Annotated in this window: 21 protein-coding genes; 10 read left to right on the top strand and 11 right to left on the bottom strand. The window is 33.7% G+C overall.

What is annotated here, in order from left to right:
* Positions 1 to 29: 29 nt before the first annotated feature.
* The 6 genes from LPB87_RS06445 to LPB87_RS06420 all read right to left on the bottom strand — a co-directional run bounded on the left by LPB87_RS06445 (position 30) and on the right by LPB87_RS06420 (position 7,314).
* Complete coding sequence (locus tag LPB87_RS06445; protein WP_230605350.1) at positions 30 to 1,637, bottom strand: vitamin K epoxide reductase family protein; 1,608 nt, start codon at positions 1,635 to 1,637, stop codon at positions 30 to 32.
* A gap of 51 nt (positions 1,638 to 1,688) precedes the next feature.
* Positions 1,689 to 2,885 carry a lanthionine synthetase LanC family protein gene (locus LPB87_RS06440; RefSeq protein ID WP_230605349.1) on the bottom strand — a complete coding sequence of 399 codons (1,197 nt, stop codon included), beginning with the start codon at positions 2,883 to 2,885 and terminating at the stop codon, positions 1,689 to 1,691.
* A gap of 71 nt (positions 2,886 to 2,956) precedes the next feature.
* Complete coding sequence (locus LPB87_RS06435; RefSeq protein WP_039115017.1) at positions 2,957 to 3,145, bottom strand: class I lanthipeptide; 189 nt, start codon at positions 3,143 to 3,145, stop codon at positions 2,957 to 2,959.
* 34 nt (positions 3,146 to 3,179) lie between these two features.
* On the bottom strand, positions 3,180 to 4,079 hold the full coding sequence (locus LPB87_RS06430) for a thiopeptide-type bacteriocin biosynthesis protein (protein WP_230605348.1): 900 nt from the start codon (positions 4,077 to 4,079) through the stop codon (positions 3,180 to 3,182).
* A 15-nt stretch (positions 4,080 to 4,094) separates the two neighbouring features.
* Positions 4,095 to 6,275 carry a lantibiotic dehydratase family protein gene (locus tag LPB87_RS06425; RefSeq protein WP_230605347.1) on the bottom strand — a complete coding sequence of 727 codons (2,181 nt, stop codon included), beginning with the start codon at positions 6,273 to 6,275 and terminating at the stop codon, positions 4,095 to 4,097.
* A 13-nt stretch (positions 6,276 to 6,288) separates the two neighbouring features.
* A complete protein-coding gene (locus LPB87_RS06420) occupies positions 6,289 to 7,314 on the bottom strand; it encodes an alpha/beta hydrolase (protein ID WP_230605346.1) in 1,026 nt (341 codons plus the stop codon).
* A gap of 783 nt (positions 7,315 to 8,097) precedes the next feature.
* Here LPB87_RS06420 and mobC point away from each other — a divergent pair.
* Positions 8,098 to 10,080, top strand: coding sequence for a conjugal transfer protein MobC (gene mobC / locus LPB87_RS06415; protein WP_230605345.1), 1,983 nt, complete (start codon positions 8,098 to 8,100; stop codon positions 10,078 to 10,080).
* Between the two features lie 283 nt (positions 10,081 to 10,363).
* Positions 10,364 to 11,383 carry a PDDEXK nuclease domain-containing protein gene (locus LPB87_RS06410; RefSeq protein ID WP_230605344.1) on the top strand — a complete coding sequence of 340 codons (1,020 nt, stop codon included), beginning with the start codon at positions 10,364 to 10,366 and terminating at the stop codon, positions 11,381 to 11,383.
* Between the two features lie 368 nt (positions 11,384 to 11,751).
* Here LPB87_RS06410 and LPB87_RS06405 read toward each other — a convergent pair whose 3' ends face one another.
* Positions 11,752 to 12,516, bottom strand: coding sequence for a helix-turn-helix domain-containing protein (locus LPB87_RS06405; protein WP_230605343.1), 765 nt, complete (start codon positions 12,514 to 12,516; stop codon positions 11,752 to 11,754).
* A gap of 87 nt (positions 12,517 to 12,603) precedes the next feature.
* On the opposite strand from LPB87_RS06405, the gene dinB reads away from it, so the two are divergent.
* The 3 genes from dinB (at position 12,604) to LPB87_RS06390 (ending at position 18,448) form a co-directional block, all read left to right on the top strand.
* Entirely contained in the window at positions 12,604 to 13,785 is a 1,182-nt protein-coding gene (dinB, locus tag LPB87_RS06400) for a DNA polymerase IV (protein WP_230605342.1), read from the top strand.
* A gap of 50 nt (positions 13,786 to 13,835) precedes the next feature.
* A complete protein-coding gene (gene dnaE / locus LPB87_RS06395) occupies positions 13,836 to 16,892 on the top strand; it encodes a DNA polymerase III subunit alpha (protein WP_230605341.1) in 3,057 nt (1,018 codons plus the stop codon).
* Positions 16,893 to 17,080: 188 nt separating this feature from the next.
* On the top strand, positions 17,081 to 18,448 hold the full coding sequence (locus tag LPB87_RS06390; protein WP_230605340.1) for an exonuclease domain-containing protein: 1,368 nt from the start codon (positions 17,081 to 17,083) through the stop codon (positions 18,446 to 18,448).
* 84 nt (positions 18,449 to 18,532) lie between these two features.
* Here the strand turns inward: LPB87_RS06390 and LPB87_RS06385 are convergent, their stop codons facing one another.
* Positions 18,533 to 18,751: a hypothetical protein gene (locus tag LPB87_RS06385; protein WP_230605339.1), complete on the bottom strand. Its 219-nt coding sequence runs from the start codon at positions 18,749 to 18,751 to the stop codon at positions 18,533 to 18,535.
* Positions 18,752 to 19,045: 294 nt separating this feature from the next.
* Here LPB87_RS06385 and LPB87_RS06380 point away from each other — a divergent pair, with 294 nt between their 5' ends.
* Entirely contained in the window at positions 19,046 to 19,279 is a 234-nt protein-coding gene (locus LPB87_RS06380) for a hypothetical protein (RefSeq protein WP_230605338.1), read from the top strand.
* Between the two features lie 209 nt (positions 19,280 to 19,488).
* On the opposite strand, the gene xseB is transcribed toward LPB87_RS06380, so the two are convergent.
* From xseB to LPB87_RS06365, 3 genes are all read right to left on the bottom strand, one after another.
* Complete coding sequence (gene xseB / locus LPB87_RS06375) at positions 19,489 to 19,695, bottom strand: exodeoxyribonuclease VII small subunit (protein ID WP_230605337.1); 207 nt, start codon at positions 19,693 to 19,695, stop codon at positions 19,489 to 19,491.
* On the bottom strand, positions 19,673 to 21,109 hold the full coding sequence (xseA, locus tag LPB87_RS06370) for an exodeoxyribonuclease VII large subunit (RefSeq protein WP_230605336.1): 1,437 nt from the start codon (positions 21,107 to 21,109) through the stop codon (positions 19,673 to 19,675). The genes xseB and xseA overlap by 23 nt, the downstream gene beginning before the upstream one ends.
* A 112-nt stretch (positions 21,110 to 21,221) precedes the next feature.
* A complete protein-coding gene (locus LPB87_RS06365) occupies positions 21,222 to 21,479 on the bottom strand; it encodes a hypothetical protein (protein ID WP_230605335.1) in 258 nt (85 codons plus the stop codon).
* Between the two features lie 474 nt (positions 21,480 to 21,953).
* Between LPB87_RS06365 and LPB87_RS06360 the strand changes: the two genes are divergently transcribed.
* The 4 genes from LPB87_RS06360 to LPB87_RS06345 are packed head-to-tail and all read left to right on the top strand — an operon-like array spanning position 21,954 to position 24,458.
* Positions 21,954 to 22,343: a single-stranded DNA-binding protein gene (locus LPB87_RS06360; RefSeq protein ID WP_230605334.1), complete on the top strand. Its 390-nt coding sequence runs from the start codon at positions 21,954 to 21,956 to the stop codon at positions 22,341 to 22,343.
* Positions 22,344 to 22,382: 39 nt separating this feature from the next.
* Complete coding sequence (locus tag LPB87_RS06355) at positions 22,383 to 22,742, top strand: hypothetical protein (protein ID WP_230605333.1); 360 nt, start codon at positions 22,383 to 22,385, stop codon at positions 22,740 to 22,742.
* A gap of 31 nt (positions 22,743 to 22,773) precedes the next feature.
* Positions 22,774 to 23,151 (top strand): Cas9 inhibitor AcrIIA9 family protein, encoded by a 378-nt coding sequence (locus LPB87_RS06350; RefSeq protein ID WP_230605332.1) that lies wholly within the window; start codon positions 22,774 to 22,776, stop codon positions 23,149 to 23,151.
* Positions 23,148 to 24,458 carry a PcfJ domain-containing protein gene (locus LPB87_RS06345; RefSeq protein WP_230605331.1) on the top strand — a complete coding sequence of 437 codons (1,311 nt, stop codon included), beginning with the start codon at positions 23,148 to 23,150 and terminating at the stop codon, positions 24,456 to 24,458. Before LPB87_RS06350 ends, LPB87_RS06345 begins: the two co-directional genes overlap by 4 nt.
* The last annotated feature ends 61 nt before the right edge of the window (positions 24,459 to 24,519 follow it).

Genomic DNA, 24,519 nt, shown 5'->3' with positions numbered 1-24,519 from the left:
TTTAAGTACGGTTTTGAGAATTATTAATATCACTGCGCTTGATTTAAATCAATTAAATCTTCAATAAAGAAATCCAAATCTGCGATTTCATATAAATCTGACGGGAATAAATGATTATTAATGGCTATGGCTGGCGTGAAATTAATTTCATTTTTATTACACCATTCTTTTTCAATTATAAAACCTTCCGATTTCTCTAATAGGGTATCTTTGGTTTCTTCTAAAATCCATTTATCTTTATCATTACATTCAAACATACCATTCATTTTTTGCAGAAAAGCTTTCTCCCCTTTTGATTTGTAAATATTGAGAAGATAATTAGATATTAAGAATTCAACATCATTTACATCATCATAAAAAAGATAGAACCGTATTGTTAAAGCGATTTCATCGTAATGTTTTTGAATAATTTCATTTAAAATAAGATGTGTTTTTCCACATTCATCACATAACGGATTTATTACTATTGTAATATTTAATTTAGAATCTTTATTACCAACGACTATCTCTTCAATTTCAGAATCAAATAAGGTTAAAACTTTACCACTGCTTAACGCCGAATGAAATAAACTGAAATTTTGTTTAAATTTATTGTGCTTAATTTTGATGTCTTTTAACTCCTGCCTTAGATAAACTTGTTTTTTGTAATAGTTAAAACCGATGTATGAAAATAAAGATATAACTAGAAATGTATAAATAGATTCAATAGGGAATTGCAAATCTCTATTTGATATATACCAATTCGTTATAACTATCTGAGCTAATAATGTTACAATAATTATCATGCATAAAGGACACCATTTTTTAAGCACCCTCAATTGATAAAACAAGGAATAAAAAATTAGAGGTATTGTTAAAATATTTAATATTGTTAGCAGTCCACTACTGTTAATATCTAAATATTTCATCATACATGTAGTTATTGCCAAAGAGAAAAAGTAGACTAAACTAAGATCACTTAGTTTAATTTTTTTAAAAATTACTCCTCCTTTAGAATTTACAACTTCCTCGCAATTACTTTTTTTAAATGGGGTACAAATTTTATTTATGATGTCAAATTTATATCCTACTTCACTTGAATAAATAAGATAACTTATTAATAAACCAAAAAGACTGAGAATAAAATAAAAAAAATAATATAATGAAGGATTAAGTTTTATGAAAAAATAAACCAAAAAAATAAAAAATGAATAATGAATGAATGCTTTAAAACTAAAAACGACCTTATTATAAAGAAATGGCAGGTAAGGTTCTTTATCATCAATCAAAATAACCAAAGAACACCAATGATCAAAAAACTCTTGATAACTGACAGTTCTACTTACGCTTTTGCTGAACCTAATTTCAATACTATCTGATTTATTCTTTGCTATAACCAATGTGTTTTTGTTTTGCAAATCCACAACCATAGTTAGAAAAGTATCGGGTAATTCGTCAAGTCCTATTTTGTTTTTTTCAATCTCATAAATTGAGCTTCTAATTTTTAGCAAATCTAAAATTTGAATAATTGAAACAATCCCAGGAAAATTAGAATTACTCAAAAGATTTATCTCTAAATAATCTTCATCAATATAGACATTAGCATTCTCTAAATAGGTCTTAGTCAAATACAAAAAGTTCTTTATCTCATTATTCATATTACGATCCAATTGTTTTAATCCTTTTGTATGAGTTTATTACCATCTGTATTAATATAACAAGAATATATCGCTCCAGTCTGCTCTTTTATATTTTAAGGATAGTAACACTAATCCAACGCCGCAGATTCCATTTAAAAGATTTTCCTTATCAATTGTATAGGTTTTATCTAAGTCCTGACGAAATTTAGGGTAATAAATTGGAGTGTTAATACTTAATTGTGTTTCAATATTTTTTAGTAATTCCATTTCCCAATAGACTAAACTATCTTCAATACTCTGGCTCGGAAGTAATTCATTAAACTTGTAGAGAAAATAAGAAATACCTGAGATACCATGACAAAAGCCAGTATCAAAAAAAGAATAGTCATTAAAATGAACTAATCCTGAATCGCTAATTCCTCTATTTAAAATTAGATTAATCATTTCCTTTGATTCCTCTTCTACTTTTTTACTTTTTAGCACTTTACTTGTATACATCAAAGCATATGCAATACCTAAATCACCGTAACACCATGCTAATCTAGAATGTGAATTTAATTTTTTGGATATTGGATAGCATACACCATAAGATGACATGTTTGGCACTTTATTCTTAAATTTTTTGAAGCTTCTTAAAATTCCATTAATCATTTTTATAATTAAGGGATTTTGATACCCCAATTCTTTGAGGCGAAGTAAAAACAATAGTATACTCGGTAATCCATGAGCCAGTCCTAGATTTACTTTTTCACTATCTAATTCATGCCAATAAATTAAGCCATTAATCTCAACTTTTGTCTCGTATAGTTTTTCAACTATTCCATTTACTAACTCTACTACAAATAGTTCTTTACATCTATCTGAGTTTATTAAATATTGTATTTTTCCAATACTTCCATAAAGTAAATCATAATTATTATTAGTAATATTTAATCTTATAGACTGAATTAAGTAAGAATCTAAATCTTCAATAAGCTCTTCACTTTCAATGATATTGCATTCTTTCAAATAATGTATTACCCAGCCAATTCCATCAAAACCTTCCAATAGACCAGTAGGCAATTCGAAATCAGAAAAAACCTCGAAAAGTTTATCTAATAATATAAGTGATTTTTGTTTATAAATATTTTCTCCAGAATAGTTGTAATAAGTTGCAAAAAACAAGAGAGCTCCCAAGTCTTGTTCAATGACAGGATTTTGCATTTTTACAGCTTTATTATAAAGCACTTCTTCAATTTGGGAAAGAACAATCTCAATGTTTTTCATTTTATTTCTTTGTAGAAATGGCTGTTAACTTTTACATTAACAACCATTTGTATATTAAACGAAACTACAAATTAGCAGTTACCTCCAACAGTTCCAGCTGATATGTCAATTCTTCCTGAATCACAACAATCTTTACCTCTTGCAGAACCTCTTGCACAACTTGCAAGACAGAATCCCTCTGGTCCACCACCATTAATTTTTTTCATTTCTGCTTGATTTAACGCAGAAATAGTTTTCTTGTTTAAATTTAATTTTTTCATTATAAAATGTATTAAAATAATTGCCTACTCTAAGTCAGGATTTTCGGCTTACTCCTATGTTATTTTTATTTATATCAAACTTATCCCTGGCTAATTTTCCATCATAATACCTAAACAAGAAATCGTATAAAATCCACTCATGTATTCTTTGTTTAGTTTGAAAAAGTCGATTGCAATGCATATGAATAAAACTATCAATTGTATTATTAAAACGAAATGATGAATCAATAGAATTCCCTTTATCGACAATGCTTTTGATAAAATCTTTACTTAATTCTGTATGTTGAGCCATAATTATGTCAAAGTAATTATCGCTATTTTCAAGAGTTGAAATTATCAAAGCCCTAGCTTCTCTATACTTTTCATTTAATTGCTTATTAGTATATTTATTTGCTCCAAATTCTAATGAAAAACCAGTTTTTAGTGATTCAAATAAACCTCTCTTTTCTGATAAATTAAATCCACAATCATTTAAAAAGATATCAATATATTTCATTCCCAGAAGCCATCTTTCTTTAGTATCTAGACTATATTCAATAAGCTTCAAATTAAAATCACTATTCAAATAAAAAAGAGATTCTGATTCTTCGATGGTATAAGTTCCATACCGTTCAAGCTCTCTTTTATAAGTGTCAATTTGAACTTTATGAATCGCTTTAGTATCCATATGAAACTTTAATTCATGATATAATAGTTCACTAATTTCAGTAACAAATTTTGTGTTTTTAAGCTGAAAGCGCACACGCAAATGAGGCTCTGGATCAGCATAACGGATAAAAAACCATTTGTCAATATAATTTCGATCTATGAAAATCTCTATTAAAGGTTTTAAAATGTTTATCAAAAATGTATCACTGGTTTTATCTCCTAAATAAAACTTGTAGTACATCCATTCACTACCTAAAATGAAATTTCTTGTGATATTATTCTTCAAAATAAGGCACGTTTATTAGTTTTTATAAAAGGAAAAAATTAACTCATTTGTAAACGAATAGCTGTTTCTTTTAACAGCAGAGTTATTAGTGTCAAATAGAAATTCTTTTAAAACTATTGAATCCCTTCTTTTAATTATCGAAACAAACATTTCAATATATAAGTCGTTTTCCAAGTTGATTAATAATTCGTTGTCACCATCTGCTAATAGTACTTTATTAGGTATTTTTTTTAATTTGAAGTAATCTTTAACAGAATCGATGCTTGTCATTTTAGTAAGGTCTGCTTTTCGTATTTTCCATTCCCCTAAGGAGATAATAATATTTTTATAGACCACTCTTGGAAGAAAATCTTTATCTTTAATCGTTGTATTCCATTTAAAATTAATTGACTTTCTTTGATCCTGTGTTTGCATATCACACAAAAAATTATAAATAGGTAAGGAATTATGCGAATAATTATGAGCATTTGACAGCATTGGTTTCACCTCCTTGTTTAATTTCTTTGATTTCAGAATAACCTTACTATTGTTTACTGATACATATAGATCATTTACTGATATTTGATTATCTATATCCAAAGTACTACTTGCTAAATATGGTATTTCATAATCCCTTACAGAAGACCTATGAATAATATTTCCTGTTCTTGATTCTGGTAAATGAACAATTTCAGCCAAAACAGTATTCTCATTTATTCTGTTTTCATAATCCATTATATTATCTACATACCCTTTGAAAGTATCACTTAAGTAACTGAACCTTCCCAATAGTCTTGAAGCAGAAGAACCACTGGCAAAATCTAAAAAAATTAAAGGCTTTTCTGGATTTTCGATAGAAAAAATGCTAGTCATTACCGATATTGTACTTGGTAAGTCATGCCAGTCTTCTTTCAGATCTTTTAAATCTTCGTCTGTTATTTCAATAAACATCTTTTTGTCTTCAATCGCTCTGATATATTTATTAAAAATAATTCCATCAATTACACTCCATTTGTATTCTGTACCTTGTGATTGATTACTATAATTAATAAATAAATCATCTATTAAAGGGGATACAACACTGCTATTATTAATGCTATTCCCATATCCAATCCCCGTCTCGGTGTCAAGTGCTATACTAAGTGGGATCTCTTCAGTTTCATATCTTGAATGAAAAGCTATTTTAAAATTCTCTAAATTTTCATTTCTATGAAAATTAGTTAACATATTAATGACTTTAAGTCCTTCATTAACCGAATTTAATACACTCTGATGAATTGAATTTTCTTTACAGCTTATCAATAAATCTTTTTGTACTAAATATTTTTCATTTGCATTTTTATTTTTTAATAATAGTAACTTATTCAATTCTTTGTATAAATCAAGAAATAATGAGTTGCCTCCATTGTCGATTTGCAATAAAATACCTCTAATCTTTTTTGCCCATTCGCCCCAATCTTCATCAGCACAATTGAAAAAATTAGTTGTTATTTTTTCAAAAAAATCAATTCCTGTAACATTTGGATTTAATGAACTCACCAACACCTGGTTATCTATTAATTGGTGAATAAAATCTAATCCAATTTCTAGTGTGATGTCATCTTCTACAATTGATTGAGCCAAAGAATTAATTGTAGCTCCATTTTTAGCTATCTCTATGATTCGATCTAAGTACTCTGAATTATCTATTGAGATTGTAAAATGTTTTCTTTCAGAATTTATATACGTATATTCCACATATCGCAATTCGACACCTATTTTGTATAAGCTTGTATTTGGGTAATAAGTAAGATTCTCTCTAAATTGCATATCAAGTTCTATATTCTGAATAAGAGAGCATAAATAATTCATATCTATCCTTGATTTTTTAACATGAGAGTCATATCCATTTACTTCTATTTTATTAGTCAATCCAATTGAACCAATAGAACAGCCACTAAATAATCCAAAAGGAGTACATCTGTATCCCATCCTTGAAATGTATTTTAGCAACGAATTTTCTATTCTTTTAGAATTCTCTATTTTACCTCCATTAAGATATTTTATCATTTCACTATGAAGTTCATGCGATGCAATGTAAATAGCTTCAGATATAAATGGAATTTGCAATAACTCTTTTAAAGTTTCAACTGATAAAGTTTCAACTTCATTCATCGCCAATAACGGAGTCCTCAATATGAACTCATTAAAAGGACTGTAGATTATTTGTTTTTTCATTACAATAACTATATTACTGAACCTTTTTAATCCAGATTATGATTTGATCTAGAGCTAAACTATCTATTTCATATAAATGAAAGTTCATTCCTTTTATCTCATCTTGAGTCAAATAATGATTAAGATTATTAAAAAGTCTTATTTCAATATTTTGATTGTTAAAACTTTTCAAAAGATTTATATTGGATATTGGATCAACTGATTTATCGTTACTCCCAATTATATAAAATGTAGGTATCTTAAGATTTTTATAAGTATCTTCGTAATCCTTTTTTAACAGATCCAGAGATGCAGGAAAAGAAATATACCACTCAAATTGTTTTTTCTTATACCCCTTTTCACTTAATGAAATCTTGATTTTCTCTCTTAATAATTCATTAGTGTCACTTTTATTCTCCCTAACGATTTCATGAATTAAGCCCATAACCTGGAGTTTAGTTTCCAAATCTGAAAATTGAAGATTCTTCTCTTGTAAATTCGTTCCCGTTTGTAATTGATATTTTAAAAAAGCACCATGCTTCTCAACAGGAGTTGCCCATTGGATTAAAAAATCAACATTCATTCCTTTTTCTATCGCCCCAATACTTGCTAGACCTCCTTCACTATGCGCAATTATACCAATTTTTTTATCCTTCAAAAATGATATCCCTCTGATATAATTCATTACAGAAAAAACATCATTTATCTTATCTGATATACAATAAGAAACCGTATTATATTTACCTTCAGATTTCCCAACGCCTCTTTCGTCATATCTAAAAACAGCAATATTATTCTTTAACAATTCCTCCGCTAAAACATAATGGCTGTTTCTAGTATCTTTACCTGAACCTGGTATGATAACTACTACCTTATTAAACTCTGCTTTAGGACAAATTAAGGTTCCATAAAATTTTATTTTTTCGTCTGTCTGTTGGAACTCAATTTCAGTAGAATCATACTTTTCTATATCTGCTATTTTTTTCTCATACTCAAAAATATCTTGTGAATATCCTGATGTGTAAAAAAATATTAATAATATTAATATTCGTATTTTCATGAAATAATCAGTGTTTTAGTCATTAATATTGGTTTCAAAATAAACTGAGAATAGGAGTACTTTTTAAAGACAGTAAAATGATGAAATAAATATATTTTGTAATATTTACTTCTAATTTTGATTATCTAAGGCATATTTGAGGTGCTTTTAAATATGTGATTATTCATATTAATTTTTAAGCAAAAAAAGAATATTTCATAAGATTTCAGAAATATTATATTATCATCAAATAATACAATATTATCCTAAATTGTAAAATATTAAACAAAAAATATATCACATCAAGAATAGAACTCACCTCTTAAAAAGAATAATGCAACAGTTACTATTAAACAAGATGAAGATTAATGGAAAGAATTTTAAACCTTGTCCCTCTTCTTGTGTATATTATAAAACCAATTAAACGATTGATACTTAACACAACAAGAGATAGAACTATCCTTTTGTTAAGAATCAGTACATAAAAAATATTGTCCTTTATGTATAAGATTTTAATTTCGATATTCTATTAATATCTGACTGAAATACAAATAGTCCCTTATCATGTACATATTATGACCATCATAATAATCCAAATACATATTACCTTTGGAAAACACTTCAGAACCATCCATTGACTACTTAAAGATAGAGGTGTAAATCGGGAAATGAGAAAAAAAATCTCAACAGGAACCCGAACCATGGTTCTACTTTTATACTGTCTCAGCATTAGAATTTAAAGAGATTTGTTTTTGTAGTCTGCTCCTTTAAGTTAGACAAGTAACACACAGAAAAATTAGGACTATGCAGACGGGAGAAAACGAACAGGCGCTCAGAAAGATCTTGGACATGACAAGACTAATTAGCATTACGCTTTTAGGTATTCATTTCTATTATTACTGCTACGGAGCTTTTCGGCAGTGGCATCTAGTTAGTGGATTCGCAGATACAATTTTGAGCAATATTTATTATACAGGATTGTTTAGTAATTTTCATAAATCCAAACTCTTTGCATTGGGATTTTTAATAATCTCGCTAATTGGAGCCAAAGGACGAAAAGAGGAGAAACTGAATTACAAAACAGCTTTTGCTTATATAATTACGGGGATTCTGATTTACTTTATAAGTTACCTTTCACTATACCTGAAAATAGAATTAGTCCTGGTGACTATTATCTATATGACAATCTCTTCCAGTGGCTTTCTTCTGGTACTTACGGGTGGTACATTATTATCCAGAATTATAAAAAACAGGCTCAACAGCAAAGATATTTTCAATACTGAAAATGAAACTTTCCCACAAGAAGAAAGACTTTTGGAAAATGAGTATTCCATTAATCTGCCAGCCAGATATCATTTAAAGGATAAGATAAGAGACAGTTGGATAAACATCATAAATCCGTTTCGGGGTTTACTAGTTTCTGGCACTCCTGGTTCAGGGAAATCATATTTTGTAATACGTCATGTAATTACCCAACACATTCGTAAAAAATTCACCATGTTCGTCTATGATTTCAAGTTTGATGACCTGACTAGAATTGTCTATAATAGCTGGCTTAAATACAGACACGGCTATCCAATATTACCGCAGTTTTATGTTATTAATTTTGATGATCTCACCCGAAGCAACCGGTGTAACCCATTAGATCCTTCAGCCATGAGTGATATTACTGATGCTTCCGAATCGGCACGTACCATTTTGCTAGGTTTAAACAGAGAATGGATAAAAAGACAAGGAGATTTCTTTGTAGAATCACCGATTAATTTTCTCTCAGCCATCATATGGTATTTAAAAAAATATAAAGACGGCGAATTTTGTACGCTTCCCCATGTAATTGAACTGATGCAGGAAGATTACGATAGTCTCTTTACCCTCCTTAGAACTGAAAAAGAAATCGAAGTGCTTATTAATCCTTTTGTCAACGCATACCTTAATAACGTAATGGACCAGCTGGAGGGACAAATCGCATCGGCAAAAATTGCAATGGCAAGATTATCTTCTCCGCAATTGTATTATGTTTTATCAGGTAATGATTTTACTTTGGATATCAATAATCCTGAGGAACCTAAGATTGTTTGTATGGGCAATAACCCACAGAAAATTCAAATTTATGGAGCTGTATTATCACTATACGTAAACCGATTGGTAAAACAAGTAAACCAGAAAAACAAACAGAAAAGTAGCCTGATATTTGATGAATTCCCCACCATCTACCTCAACAATATGGATAGTTTGATTGCTACTGCCAGAAGTAATAAAGTGGCTACTTGTTTGGGAATTCAGGACTTTAGTCAATTGCGTAAAGATTACGGACGAGAACAGGCAGATGTGATTATGAACATTACAGGAAACATAGTCAGCGGACAAGTTACAGGAGATACTGCCAAACAATTATCGGAACGTTTTGGAAAGATTATGCAGGACAGGGAAAGCCTATCCATTAATAGTGGAGATACTTCAATTAGTCGTTCCAAACAATTGGAATCTGCAGTGCCACCATCCAAAATTTCCGGACTTAGTTCTGGTGAATTTGTGGGGATGGTAGCTGATGATCCTGATTGTAAGATTGAACTCAAAACATTTCACTGTGATATTGTGAATAACCATAAAGCATTGAAAGAAGAACAGGATAATTATGTTGATATTCCTATTATTCGCAAAGTCGACAATTCCATGGTCCAACGCAATTATTTACAAATCAAAAAAGACGTTAAGGATATTATTTATTCTGAAAAAGAAAGACTATTAAATGATTATGAACTAAGACATTTAGTAATTAAGAAGTGAGAAATAATGTTACAAGAACAGTTTACAGACATTACAATTTAAAAGTCAAAACTAACAGGGAAAAGACTTAGACTCAATGCATATGCTATTGCTTTATTATGGCTATTCTTGCGTAGTAAAATTTCCTTGCTTGCTCTTCTCTTTTACCATTTCGCTATTTTCACTATGTTTGTATAGCATAATTATCTAGCATAGAATTGCTATTTTGCATTACAGAAGCATAATCTAGCTCAAGTTAAAGTAGTATAATCCTTTTTAACTAATACACACCAAACAAACTAGTATGACCGAAAAAACAAAAAATATAGTTGCTATTGAAGCAGATTTATTCCATGAGTTATCTCAACTTGTTGAACATAGTCAGCGGCAAGTAATTATTCAAAATAATAGTGTTTTAACTTTACTGTTTTGGCAAATTGGATTTCGTATAAATGAAACCATACTACAGAATAAGCGTGCTGAATATGGAAAACAAATTGTGCCGACACTGTCGGCACAATTGGAAAATAAGTATGGTAGAAATTTTACCGAAAAAAACGTAAGACGAATGCTGCGTTTCGCAGAACAATTTAAAGACAAGCAAATTGTAGCAACATTATCACAACAATTGAGCTGGTCCCATTTTATAGAGTTACTACCTCTGAAAAAAACAGAAGCCAAATTATTCTATGCGCATCAAGTAATCGATCAGTTAATGAGTATTAGAGATTTGCGAAAACAAATTGGTGCTAAAACTTTTGAGCGTACTGCAATAGCAAATACGCAGACAGGTCAAATAGAAAGCAACTTATCAAGCACCTTCAAAGATCCTTATTTATTGGATTTTCTTAATTTAGGTAATGCCTATTTGGAAAAAGATTTAGAACAAGCAATCTTATACGATTTAGAAAAATTTATTCTCGAACTTGGTAAAGGATTTACATTTGTAGAACGTCAAAAAAGAATGATTATAGATGGTGAGGATTTTAATTTGGATTTACTTTTTTATCATCGAAAACTAAAGCGATTAGTAGCAATCGAATTAAAATTAGGAAAATTTCAAGCCAAGCACAAAGGCCAAATGGAGTTATACCTAAAATGGTTAGACAAGTACGAAAAAGAAGAAGGTGAAAAAACACCAATCGGTTTAATCCTTTGTGCCGAAAGTAGCAGAGAGCAAGTAGAGTTACTTGAAATGCATAAAGACGGGATTATGGTTGCCGAATACTGGACAGATTTACCACCTAAAAAACAATTCGAGGAAAAAATACACTTCCTTTTAAATGAAGCAAAAGAAAGAATAGAAAGAAAAAAGTTGATATAGAGATAGAAAATAAGCACGTAACGAATCATTAGAATAAAGAAATAAAAACAATGCTTTTCACGGAGACATATCTAGCTTAAAATAAAGAAGATATACTTATTATTGAAGTGTAAATTCCAGTGCTATTTGCCCCCAATTTGAAAATAGTTTTTTAAGTAACTCATACAATTAGAAAAAAGGGTTACCTAATCAAAAGAATTTCTCTCAGCAGTGTGGAGCGTTTTGATAGTAACTGGTATCTGAATACAAGACACCTCTTTCTGATAAAAATACTATTACAAAAGTTGCATGAATTGTTTATCAATAATGCATAAGACAATAATAATGCTAGTATGAAATAATACATTTTTTTATGATTATTAAAAACATTAAGCCTTATTCTTTAGTTCCAGAACATCTCTTTTTAATTCCAAAAGTAACTCTTTCATGATTTGAGTTTCTGATAACTCCTGCTTTTTATCGGTACGTCCGATATTACACTCATATTCCCATATTTCAAGAATATCCGAAGCCTTTACTTCGTAATTAGGATAGTAAGGATTATCGGATGCTAAAACCAGTGCATTTTTTTTGTTTTTATTCAGGCGTTTATACACCATGCCTTCGTTTTTAGTAATCAGAATATACGTTTTACCATCGAGCACCTCTCCCAGCCTTTCTACATAACGACCAATGATAATTGAACCATCCTCATGTGGTGGCATGGAGTCCCCTTCCACAGGAAAGCCTCGGTGTTTCCCTGGCCCTAAAAAAGGCAACGCCATTTGTTGCAGACTCTCGATATATTCAGGATCTCCATACCCATTTAAATAGCCTGCTTTAGCTTTTTGGGTCACGATTTCCACAAAATCATTTCCTGCTGTATCAACGGTAATGGGCAACAGTAATCTGTTGTTTTCTAATTTTAGTAAATCATCCATCGGGATTTTTCGAACATCTACAGAAAGTAACAGATCAATACTGATTTTATAATAATGCGCTATTTTCTTTAGAATTTCATATGGCGCTTCAGAGGTGCCATCTTCATATTTGGCATATCTCCCCCTTGTAATTAAAAGACTCTCAGCAACTTTTTCCTGAGAAATTTTTCTTTTTGCTCTAAGGCTTCTGATGTTGTCGGAAAATAAAGACATGCTTATATTGTTACAATTTGTATCAACAAAGATAAGTATTTTTGATATAATCTGTACTAATTTTGCTTCGTATAAAAGAAGAAGATTATGGGAAGGTCAATTGTACATATCGATATGAACACATTTTTTGTATCCTGCGAAAGGTTAACCAATTCTGAGTTAAATGGTGTACCACTGATTATTGGAGGTGGGGATCGTGGCGTGGTTGCTTCTTGCTCCTATGAAGCCCGTACTTTTGGCGTTCGATCCGCCATGCCAATCAAAATGGCACTTCGCCTTTGTCCACAGGCAAAAGTGATGAAAGGTGATATGGAGCTTTACTCCACCTTATCACATACCATTACTGAGATAATTCAGGAGAAAGCTCCCATAGTAGAAAAAGCAAGTATTGATGAATTTTATCTCGATATCACCGGTATGGATAAATTCTATGGCAGTTACAAATGGACCAATGAACTCGCTCAAACCATTACCAAAGAAACAGGATTGCCACTGACTTTTGCTTTATCAGTAAATAAAACAGTTTCAAAAATTGGTACTGGAGAAGGAAAACAAAAGCAAAATTTGGAGATTCCTGAGCATATGGTACAGCCCTTTTTAAATCCTTTATCTATTCAGAAGATTCCAATGGTCGGTGATAAGACTTTTCAGCTACTTTCAAGAATTGGGATTAGGACCATTCAAACACTCTCTGAAATGCCTTCAGAGGTTTTGCAACAAATGATTGGAAAAAATGGTACAGAACTCTGGAAGAAAGCCAACGGTATTGATAACAACCCTGTGGAACCTTATACGGAGAGAAAATCAATATCAACCGAACATACTTTTTCACAAGATACCATTGACATTATAAAACTCAAACGCATCCTGGTTGGTATGGTCGAAAAATTGGCCTTCCAACTGCGCTCTGAGCAGTGGCTTACCTCAACGGTAGTCATCAAAATACGCTACGCTAACTTTGATACCGAAACCAAACAATGCCGTATCGCCTATACATCTGCCGATCATACGCTGACCAAAAACGTAACCGATCTCTTTGATAAACTCTACCAGCGCCGGATGCGACTTCGCCTGATTGGGATTCGGTTCAGTGGACTAGTGCGCGGCACCTATCAGATTAATCTCTTCGAGGATACTGAAGAAATGCTTTCCTTATATCAAGCTATGGACAAAATGAAAAGTCGTTACGGCTTTGATGCCGTTATGAGATGCGCTGGAGCGAGTTTTAAACCCAATACGAAAAATGAAATTTTAAAACGTAAGGTCTAAAATTCAAAATATACCTTTTAGTAAGTACAATTTTTTAAATACAATAGCTGATGTACCTCAATTGTCATTCTTTTCATTCCCTGCGCTATGGTACCATACCACTTCAGGAACTGATACAACAGGCTGTGGCTTGCAATGTAAAAGCAATGGCACTCACAGATATTAATACCGTAACAGGAATTTATGATTTTATAAAAGCTTGTAATGAGGTTAATATCAAACCAATTGTGGGTATGGAATTGCGCTGTGAAGGTCAGCTTCGTTATATCGCCTTAGCCAAGAATCGTTCTGGACTAGGTCAAATGAATCGATTCCTTACCGATCATAATTTTGATGGAACATCCCTTCCCTTTTCTGCACCCCAATGGGAAGATGTCGTAGTTATCTATCCCCTAGAGAATGTACCCGAAATTTTAAATGAAAACCAGTACATCGGCATACGCCCCGAGCAGCTCCCCAAACTTTTCCATGCCCAGTGGAAAGCCCTGTTGCATAAAATGGTTATCCTGCAACCTGTTACTTTTCGAACCAAAAGAGAATTTAATTTACACCGCATCCTTCGGGCTATTGACATTAATACCTTACTATCTAAACTTACACAGGAGGATGTATGTAAAACTTCCGATGTAATGATTCCCTTGGAGCAATTACTAGTACCATTTATAGAGTACCCAGAGATTATAGCCAACACTCAAAAAGTAATGGAAGACTGTAATTTTGAGTTTGATTTCAAAACACCCAAAAATAAAAAATTCTATACCCAGAGCAGAGAAACCGATATTGCCTTGCTTACCAAATTGGCTTTTGAAGGGCTACTGTGGCGATATAGTGCTGAGGATCTGGTCGCTCGGGCACGTGTCGAAAAAGAATTAAAAGTAATTGATGAATTACAGTTCAGTGGCTATTTTCTAATTACCTGGGACATCATTCAGTACAGCAATAGCTGCGGTTTTATGCATATCGGTAGAGGTAGTGGTGCCAACAGTATCGTAAGTTATTGCCTGGGCATAACTGATATCTGCCCTATCGAACTTGATTTGTATTTTGAACGTTTTCTGAACCTCAACCGTAAAACGCCTCCCGATTTTGATATCGATTGGTCGTGGAAAGAGCGCAATACCATCCTGGAGTATATTTTCAAACGTTATGGCGCGGATCACGTTGCTTTTTGTGGCACCAACGTAGAGTTCAAATACCGCTCGATATTTAGAGAAGTGGGTAAAGTATTCGGACTCCCAAAAGAAGAACTCGATATGTTGGCCAAGAATCCCATGGCACTGCATGAAACCAATACTATCGTTAAATATGTTCAGCAGTATGGAATGTTACTCGAGAAATACCCCAACCAGCGTAGTATGCACTCCTGTGGAATCATCATCTCTGAAGAGCCTATTACCAATTATACGCCACTAGAAATGCCTCCAAAAGGATTTCCCATTGTACTCTTTGACATGCACATTGCCGAGGACATTGGTTTTGAGAAGTTTGATATACTGAGCCAGCGTGGTATCGGGCATATTGATGATAGTGTAAAACTCATCCAAAAAAACCGCGGGATTACCGTGGATATTCGCAATACGGCGCTTTCTAAAGATGAAACCCTATGTAATACCTATTTGGCCACTGGTAAGACCATTGGCTGCTTTTATATTGAAAGTCCCGCCATGCGAGGGCTACTGCGCCGTCTCAATTGTGATAATTACAAGATACTCGTGGCGGCCTCTTCCATCATTCGCCCCGGAGTGGCCCAGTCTGGTATGATGAAGGAATACATCTTCCGTCACAACCATCCCGATAAGTTCGAATATTTTCACGAGGTGTTCAAAGAACAGCTCGGAGAAACCTATGGGATTATGGTCTATCAGGAAGATGTCATTAAAATTGCTTTACATTATGGTGGATTGCCCGCCGCCGATGGAGATATCCTGCGTCGCGCCATGAGTGGTAAAGGACGCTCCAAAGCTGCCTTGCAAAAAGTAAAGGATAATTTCTTTGCTTGTTGTCTGCAAAAAGGACATCCAGAAACACTCAGTCAGGAAATATACCGCCAGATTGAATCCTTTGCTGGGTATTCCTTTTGCAAGGCGCACTCTGCTTCCTACGCCGTGGAGAGTTATCAGAGTTTATACCTCAAGGTACATTATCCTGTGGAATTCATGGTAGCAGTGATTAATAATCAGGGAGGATTTTATAGAACCGAAGTCTATGCCCATGAGGCGAAAATGTCTGGCGCTACCCTGCACAATCCCTGCGTCAACAAAAGCGATTATGAAACCACACTATACGGCACCGATGTCTATTTAGGGTTCATGCACCTTGAGGGTTTGGAAACCAAATTGGCGCATCTTATTATCACAGAGCGTGAGACCCAAGGCGCCTTTTTATCTTTGGAGAACTTCATCAATCGTATTGCTATTGGTATTGAAGGCATACAAATCCTAATCTTCATCGGTGCCTTTCGCTTCACTGGTCAATCTAAGAATCAGCTACTGGTGATCGCCCGACTCATACTGGTAAATTTCAAACCTGAAAACAGAAGTCTGCTGTTACTTCAGCAACCTGTTAAAGAGTATCAATTGCCTGTGCTGGAACGCTCCGCTTTTGAAGATGCCTTTGATGAGATTGAACTGCTGAGTTTTCCAGTATCCTGCACCCCCTTTGATTTGTTACAAACCAAATACAGAGGATCGGTAATGGTTAAGGATTTAATTAGTCATCATAAAAAAACAATAAAAATGCTTGCCTATCTCATCTCCAGAAAACACGTACCCACCAAAAGAGGGACAATGTATTTCGGGACTTGGATCGATGCTAAAGGAGATTATTTCGATACGGTACATTTTCCCGATAGCTTGGGGCAGTATCCATTTCAAGGTGGTGGTTGCTATTTACTCTTGGGTACTGTAGAAGTAGATTATCATTTCCCAACAGTCACCATAACCAAAATGGCAAAGATGCCCTTTATTGCTGATCCTCGCTATTCTAATGCTCCAGAGAGACAATATACCGCTCATCAGCAGTTACGAGAAGATGTGAGTATGACCCATCGAGCTCCTTATCCACAAGAACATGAGATTAATATTCCAAGACAGAAAATGGTTGGATAAATACCAAAGGACGACTGCAGATGATTTGCTTTTTTTTGAGAAAATACAGGACTTACCAATGTAATAAATGAAATAGGAATTAGATGGCATTTAGTTACATAGATAGCTTGGATTCAGATAAACTATGTTGAAGTTATGACACTGGGCTGCCTATAAGATTAAGTATCATCTTTACGTTATATATACAGATGAAAGAAGTACAGTATGCCATAGTAGATATTGAGACCACAGGAGGTAATGCCAGTGGCAGTCGTATTACTGAAATTGCCATTATCATCCACAATGGTAAAAAAGTAATGGACCGCTTCGAAACGCTTGTCAATCCACAAAAAGAAATCCCTCTTCCCATTTTTGCCCTAACAGGTATCAATAATAAAATGGTACGCGATGCGCCTATCTTTGATGATATCGCAGAACAGGTACTACAAATGCTCGAAGGACGCATCTTTGTGGCGCATAATGTTAACTTTGATTATTCCTTCGTTCGCCATGAACTCGAAAGAGCTGGACTCAAATGGACAGCCAGAAAACTCTGCACTGTTCGTGCAGCCAGAAAAATTAGACCCGACTTTACCTCCTATAGCTTGGGAAATCTTTGCGTCTCCCTTGACATACCCGTAGAGAACCGACACCGCGCTGGCGGAGATGCTGATGCAACGGCTATATTGTTTGCCAAATTACTGCAATGGGATCATGAAGGTGAAATCCTAAAGATGATTAAAAATACTGCCCAAGATCAGCGCTTGCCTCCCAACTTACCTCCTTCAGACTTTGAGCAATTACCCGAAAAATCAGGAGTATATTATTTTTATGATCAGCAAAAAAAAGTAATCTATGTCGGAAAGGCTATCAACATAAAAAAAAGAGTGGCTTCTCATTTCAGCGGGCACAACATCAATCCACAACGACAAAACTTCTTGCGCGATATTTACGGAATTTCTTTTGAAATTTGTGCCACGGAACTCATGGCATTGCTCTTGGAATGCAGCGAAATTCAAAAACTCTGGCCCAGATACAACAGGGCTTTAAAACGTTTTGAACCCAAATATGGACTGTATCGGTATGAGGCTCGTAATAGGTACAGCTATCTTGTTATTGGAAAAATGGCAAAGTTTCAAACTGTCATTGAATCCTTCAATACTATCTACGACGCAATAAATGTACTCCGTAGTCTTGCCCAGCAGTTTGAAATTGACCATCGTTTCTGTAAATACGGTACAACAGAAGATGCAGCAGCTTTTCAAAATAATGATAAGACCAATTTACCTGATATTACACAACATAATCAACAAGTTGAATCTGCAGTTGATTTTTTGTTGACCAGCAGGAAAAGTTTTGCCATTATCGATAAAGGCCGCACTATAGACGAGCGCAGTTGCATCTGGGTTGAGAAAGGACACTTTTACGGTATGGGTTATATTTCATCTGATATGACCCTAACCCAAGACGATGAACTAAAAGAGTATGTAGAAGCCTATAGAAGCAACCACTACCTCATGCAGTTGATAACTGCCTATGCAACAAAATATCCTGGGAAAGTTTTTTTCTCTAAATAGTCGCTACAAAGCACTTTGGCATCAGCAGAGGATATTATGTTAATTATTAGGTGAAAAAGATGCCTGATAAAGTAAGTTGGTCGATTATTCTATTTTATCAAGATGGTTTTTAGCGAGCCAGTCCTCCATAAGCTGTAGAGCCATAACTTCTTTTAGGTCTCCTGTAGGATCTAATAATCCTTTAATCTTTTTAGTAGTATCATGAAATTTTTCATTTTCAAAAGTACAGGTGAATTTTGGAAATTCATGATGCAAGACCACCCATTTATTTTCTCCTGACTTTTTGATTCCAAATTTTTTCATGACATCCTTTTTTCAATAACTATACCATTTTTATCTTTTTCTTTCCTAATACCTATCCTTAATTCAGCTGGTTATTAGCCTAACTGCATCTTACTTTTTTTGATTAACTGTCAATCAAAAAGATATACAATACTATATCATTGACGCTATTCTTTTTTTAGATTGTATTTTATTTTTTTGAATCTTCAGAATTTAAAAAAAACGAAATCTTCATTAGGGTAATAATTCTGATTTTCGTTATCTCAAAGTGGCTTCATCCTTGACACACATTGACATTTTGCTTACTTTTGCGGTATGAATCACGAAGAAATAAAACGCTATTTTGAAAGCACACCTCCACCTGAAGAAGTACACTGGAAACCATGGGCTAAAATTACTAATACACAGCTTTTCTTAAGTAGCTGCTACATAGGGATACATAATTTTAATGGATCTCTTGAGATGTGTCCCGCCTGGTGGCATTTAAAAGATTTTTACTACCATATTAAGCGTAACGCTCCCGATAATAGCCAGACACAGCCTGAATAAAAAACAAAAAATGTATTAGTAAAAAATATATTAAAAAATAATTTCCTTGTATTTACATAATAAATTAGCCCATTAAGCAGATTGCATAATGGGCTAATTTATTATAGGCTCATAATTGTCAATACAGAATTATTTCCCATGTCCTATTTATATTGGATCGTGTATAAAAACGCACAATACGATAAAATTAATATCCGTACAAGATTATCTTAGTTTGCGGGATTTTCCATTTGGCTTATAATCTTATTTACTTCATTTTCCGTTGATTTGAGTTTCGTTTGGCAAAAAGTAATAAGCTCCGAAGCCCTCTTAACTTTTGTAGCTAATACATCAACCGAAATGGTTTCGTTTTCTATTTCCTTTGCAATTGCTGCAAGCTCAGCATAAGCGGCTTCATAAGTCAGTGTCTCTTCCATTGTATTTTGTTTTTTCTTTGACCGTAGTTTTAAAAATCGAATCAGCTAATATGACATCAATGGTATCACCTACTGCTATAGTATCAGCATTACTGGTAATCTTATCATTCACTTTAACTATTGCATATCCTTTTTTAAGGATATTCTCAGGGGACATCATTCTGATACTTGAATTGTAATGTGCCAAATATCCCTTTTGATTGCGAAGATACTGATTCGTGAATGTTTTTAAATTACTGATCGTATTACCAATATCATTGATCCTATTGTAAAGGATAATCCTGGGTTTACCTGAAATCTGATGTGATAGATTCACCAAAAGTCGATGTTCTTGATACAGTATTGATTTGGAGTTATTAATTGTATTTTGATTAATAGTCATTAAAGCATCTTTGTGTCCTGAAATGAGCTCCCTCGCACTATTGGTAATAGTAGTCTTAAGATTGGAAAGACTCTGATAATTTAGTAGAAAAAGTTGCTGCGATTTAATTACAATATTTTTTTGCAGCAAAAGGATATTTTGCTCAAAACTGCGATTATGTGCAATGATAAACTCAGCGGCTTTAGTTGGAGTCTTAGTCTGGGTATGCGCCATGAGATCCACAATAGAAATATTCTTCTGATGTCCTATCCCTGTGATAACTGGAATGGGAAATTTGGCTACGGCACGCCCAATGTTATAGTTATCAAATATCAGAAAATCAGACTGTGCACCTCCTCCTCTAGTGATAACCACAGCGTCATACAATTTTCCACTTCGGTACACTTCAATTAGTTTGTCTAAAAACAGCTTAGCATTATTGTCCCCTTGGACAATGGTAGGATAATCATCTATCTCAAAAACATAGCCGAAATTATTGTTTTCAAGCGTATGCCTGAAATCTTCAAGACCCGCGGAATTACTCCCTGATATCACCGCTACTTTTTGGATTACTGCTCTGAGCTTTATTTGATTGTTTCTCGTTATGTATTGTTCCCCTTCTTTAACGATAAAAGCATTCTCTTCCACAAGTCTTTTCAGCGTGGCATTTCGTTGCTGTTCAAGAACTCCAAGTGTAAAATTGGTGTCAATATCAAGTACACTCAATGACAAACCAAACAAAGGATGGTAATCCACACTTACCAAAACAAGTACATTAATATTATTGGTAAAACGCTGTCCAGTATTTTTTTCAAAATCGGAAAGATGCATCGATCCTGTTCCCCAGGCTTTCCCAAGAATTCTCGCAACAATGCTGTTTGATGTAGTTCCTTTTTCTACCAATTCAAAGTAATGGATTTTCTTATCCGCCTTATAGGAATGATTGGTAATATCAGCCACAACCCAAAAGGTCTGCCCTTTAAAACGATCCGTCAGGGCGTCACTAATTTTATTGTTTAGCTCTGAGAGTTTAATATGTTTTTCTGGTTCCATAAAAAGTGAGGAACTAAATGTTCCTTTTTAGATCATCCTAAATTCAATAGAAAATGCAATAGTTGAAAAAAAAATAACTGGATTTGCTTTAAAAAAAATATGCGCTCGCAAATTATCGCTCCATACCCAGAAGCGTAATGGTATCTGTAAGATCATGACTGGAAATATAATCCAATACAAAATCTTCTGCCTCTTTTCTATGATCGGCAGCAGTCGAAAACGAATTGAGATAAAAATCTTCGTTTTCATCGGCAATATGGATAATCTCAGTATACCCTTTGGTAATCAAGCTCCCTTTTAGTTTTAATACCTGAAGCTCATTCCTATTATCAATCTCCTTCTTCACTCTAAGCTTTATCGTTTTATCCATGGTATTGCTATTTAATTTTGTCTTATCATGTAAAATAATAGACTTAAAAGTCAAAAGATATAGAGGGTAGTTCCTTCGTTTTTATCTCTTGATTACCTCTTATTTTCTGCTTACCTCAAGAATTCAAGTAAGTAACTTACGAAAACAGACTTCTTGTACTCCCTATTTTACAAACCTAAAAATACTAAAAATCAAAACAGCATGATTGGGTTCAATCATAAAAATATGAACAATTAAAATTTAATTCCATTTACATTCAAAACGGACTAAAAGGGCAGCCAAAATAGTGCCCGCCGTCACCTGCATGCGCATAACGACTTAACGTCGCCCTTCGGGACTTATAGCACTCCGGCTCCTTAACCGGACACTTGATTTGTGCTTTCTTTTTTCCCGTTTTTTCTTTTGAAAAAATTTATTCAGCGAAAAAGCGATGGAAGAAAACTAAAAAAAATATTCACCAAAAAATCAAGTATCATGGAAATTACAGGACGAATTGTAAAAGATGCCTCCGTTTTTAAAGTAAAAGAAAACAGTGAGGTGGTAAACTTCTCCATAGCAGTCAATGACAGCTATAAACCCAAAAACAGCACCGAAGTTAAAAAAATGGTAACCTACATCGACTGCGCCTATTGGCTGTCGTCAAAATCAGCGCAGTGGCTCAAAAAAGGCGCATTAGTCGAGTTATTTGGGCGCATCGGTCTAAATGTCTACATCGGCAGTGATGCTAAGGTGCATGGCAATCTGACCTTTCACACCAGTCATATTAAAATACTTGCATTTGCCAAAGCCCCCCAAGAGACCCCAGAAACACATACCGCAGTTAAAAAGGATTCCGAAAAAGAACCTCACGACCTGCCTTTTTAATATCCCGATAAATAATGTACAAGCCTAAAGAAATGAATTATGAAAGCCTTAAAAAAATCAATATACAAAGAGTACGAAGTATGCCAAGCATTTAATAAAATAATCCTGTCCGATTTGGATTCTTATGATGGAACTAAAAAAGAACAGCTCAAATCCTATTTAGAGGATTTACAAAATGGCGGATGCATGAGTGGTATGATTTCCGAATTTATATACCACTCAGACTGTAAAGAATTTTATGTCGAGCATTTGAATGATTTGGAAAACATCAAAGACGAAATCGAAGATTCTCTTGGAGAGTCTGTAAAAAATAGGCATCGCCTTCCCCACTACACCTTTATTTGTTGGCTCTGTTTCGAAGAATACTGCTATGACATCTACAGAAACAGTTTTGAGTGACACCCATTTTTAATCTTAAATCTTTTGCCTTATGAAAGCTTCTGACCAATTTAAAACCGCTATAGAGAATTACCTGAGTGAAACTGCGCTCAGCGATACTGCCTTTGCTTCACACTTTGCCAAAGAATCAAAGAGCCTTGAAAATTGTATCAACTACATTTTCGGCGAAGTCAAAAAAACAGGATTATGTGCCTTTGACAATCAGGAAATCTACGATATAGCTGTCAAATACTACAGTGATGACAGTATTCTTGCGCCTGCTCCTATTAGCTGTAAAGCAGTGGTAAATCAGCCTGTAAAGGCTGATTTATTCACTCCTGCAACTACACCACAAAATACCGAGCAGAAAAGGGAAGTAATAAATACTCCCAAAACCCTGCAGACCACCTTAACATTTTTTGACCTATGATACCTAAATCGATTATAGAAAAAGAGATTTCTAATTTGAGTAGTACCTTGAAACCCATTACAGCACAGATGCACACTTGGGCAGAAAAAAGCATATTCCTTAAATGGGGTGTACTCTCACGTGGAAAATTTCATTGCTTTGAATGTGCACATTCTTGGAAACCCGAATCTCAAAGTAAATCTTGCCAGAAGTTTATAAAATGTACCTCTTGTGGGGGGAAACTCAAAATCCAGGGATGTAATCAGGTGCATTTCAGAGAAATTGAATACTTCGGCGTTTTAGATGTTTGCCAAGACTATCAAGTCGTTCGTATAATCTGCTCACACAAACACATGAAAAAGAATGTTACCCCGACCTATTCTCACAAAGAAGTGATGCAACATTGGATAAATCCAAAAGGAGAAGTTCGTACCATGTCCCTTAGTACAAATGTTTTTTCGCATGCTTATGATGCGTGGCAATATTATTCCTCCCTTGAAATACGACCAAAAAATTTTCAGAACTCGCCCAAATACCAAATTAATCCTTACAAGGTTTATCCACATATGAAAGTGCTCCCTATCCTAAAAAGAAATGGATTTAAAACAGGGGTTTATAATATCGCTCCACAAATACTCTTTACTGCGCTGTTAAAAGATTCCATTGCAGAAACGATTTTAAAAGCGAAACAAACTTCTCTACTTTCTTATTACTTGCAGTCACCTCATCAGAAGATTCTACGTAACTGGCAAGCCGTAAAAGTTTGCTTAAAAAACAACTATATCATTACGGATTACACTATTTGGGAGGATTATATTGCCACACTTCAATGGTTTAAAAAAGACCTAAGCTGTCCTTCTTTTGTCTGTCCTGAAAATCTAAACGCATCACATGATAAACTAGTTGCGAAAAAAAGGGAATTGCAACGAAAAAAATACCTTATAAAAATGCGTGCTGAAATACAGAAAGTACAGAAAGTTTATGCAGAAGAAAAAAAATGTTTTTTTGGTCTCTGTTTTTCACATCAAAATCTGAATATTACAGTTCTTGAAAACGTGCAGGATTTTATGGAAGAGGGTGATATCCTACAACACTGCATCTTTACCAATGAATATCACAAGAAAAATAATTCCCTGTTATTTTCTGCTAGAATAGATAATATTCCTGTTGAAACTATTGAGGTATCTCTTTCTAAAATGGAAATAACCCAATGTCGTGGCATAAAAAATAACAAATCAAAACATCATAAACTCATTATGAGCCTAATGAAGAAAAACTTGTATCAGATACATTCTCGAATGAAGAAAGGAAAGTCTGTAAAACGCTAAAAGCGGAAAAACCGAAGTAACTTCGGTTTTTCCGCTTGGCATCCCTTTGACAATGTAAAGC

This window comes from Flavobacterium sp. EDS (genome assembly GCF_020991525.1).
Lineage (GTDB): Bacteria > Bacteroidota > Bacteroidia > Flavobacteriales > Flavobacteriaceae > Flavobacterium.
This window is presented reverse-complemented; position numbering and strand designations above follow the sequence as displayed.

Excerpts from the sequence above, each read along its gene's own strand:
- LPB87_RS06410 (WP_230605344.1), top strand. The coding sequence starts at position 10,364 with ATGACCGAAAAAACAAAAAATATAGTTGCTATTGAAGCAGATTTATTC.
- LPB87_RS06420 (WP_230605346.1), bottom strand. The coding sequence starts at position 7,314 with ATGAAAATACGAATATTAATATTATTAATATTTTTTTACACATCAGGA.
- LPB87_RS06405 (WP_230605343.1), bottom strand. The coding sequence starts at position 12,516 with ATGTCTTTATTTTCCGACAACATCAGAAGCCTTAGAGCAAAAAGAAAA.
- LPB87_RS06355 (WP_230605333.1), top strand. The coding sequence starts at position 22,383 with ATGAAAGCCTTAAAAAAATCAATATACAAAGAGTACGAAGTATGCCAA.
- LPB87_RS06360 (WP_230605334.1), top strand. The coding sequence starts at position 21,954 with ATGGAAATTACAGGACGAATTGTAAAAGATGCCTCCGTTTTTAAAGTA.
- xseA (WP_230605336.1), bottom strand. The coding sequence starts at position 21,109 with ATGGAACCAGAAAAACATATTAAACTCTCAGAGCTAAACAATAAAATT.
- dinB (WP_230605342.1), top strand. The coding sequence starts at position 12,604 with ATGGGAAGGTCAATTGTACATATCGATATGAACACATTTTTTGTATCC.
- LPB87_RS06365 (WP_230605335.1), bottom strand. The coding sequence starts at position 21,479 with ATGGATAAAACGATAAAGCTTAGAGTGAAGAAGGAGATTGATAATAGG.
- LPB87_RS06445 (WP_230605350.1), bottom strand. The coding sequence starts at position 1,637 with ATGAATAATGAGATAAAGAACTTTTTGTATTTGACTAAGACCTATTTA.
- dnaE (WP_230605341.1), top strand. The coding sequence starts at position 13,836 with ATGTACCTCAATTGTCATTCTTTTCATTCCCTGCGCTATGGTACCATA.
- LPB87_RS06385 (WP_230605339.1), bottom strand. The coding sequence starts at position 18,751 with ATGAAAAAATTTGGAATCAAAAAGTCAGGAGAAAATAAATGGGTGGTC.
- LPB87_RS06390 (WP_230605340.1), top strand. The coding sequence starts at position 17,081 with ATGAAAGAAGTACAGTATGCCATAGTAGATATTGAGACCACAGGAGGT.
- LPB87_RS06345 (WP_230605331.1), top strand. The coding sequence starts at position 23,148 with ATGATACCTAAATCGATTATAGAAAAAGAGATTTCTAATTTGAGTAGT.
- LPB87_RS06435 (WP_039115017.1), bottom strand. The coding sequence starts at position 3,145 with ATGAAAAAATTAAATTTAAACAAGAAAACTATTTCTGCGTTAAATCAA.
- mobC (WP_230605345.1), top strand. The coding sequence starts at position 8,098 with ATGCAGACGGGAGAAAACGAACAGGCGCTCAGAAAGATCTTGGACATG.
- xseB (WP_230605337.1), bottom strand. The coding sequence starts at position 19,695 with ATGGAAGAGACACTGACTTATGAAGCCGCTTATGCTGAGCTTGCAGCA.
- LPB87_RS06350 (WP_230605332.1), top strand. The coding sequence starts at position 22,774 with ATGAAAGCTTCTGACCAATTTAAAACCGCTATAGAGAATTACCTGAGT.
- LPB87_RS06380 (WP_230605338.1), top strand. The coding sequence starts at position 19,046 with ATGAATCACGAAGAAATAAAACGCTATTTTGAAAGCACACCTCCACCT.
- LPB87_RS06425 (WP_230605347.1), bottom strand. The coding sequence starts at position 6,275 with ATGAAAAAACAAATAATCTACAGTCCTTTTAATGAGTTCATATTGAGG.
- LPB87_RS06440 (WP_230605349.1), bottom strand. The coding sequence starts at position 2,885 with ATGAAAAACATTGAGATTGTTCTTTCCCAAATTGAAGAAGTGCTTTAT.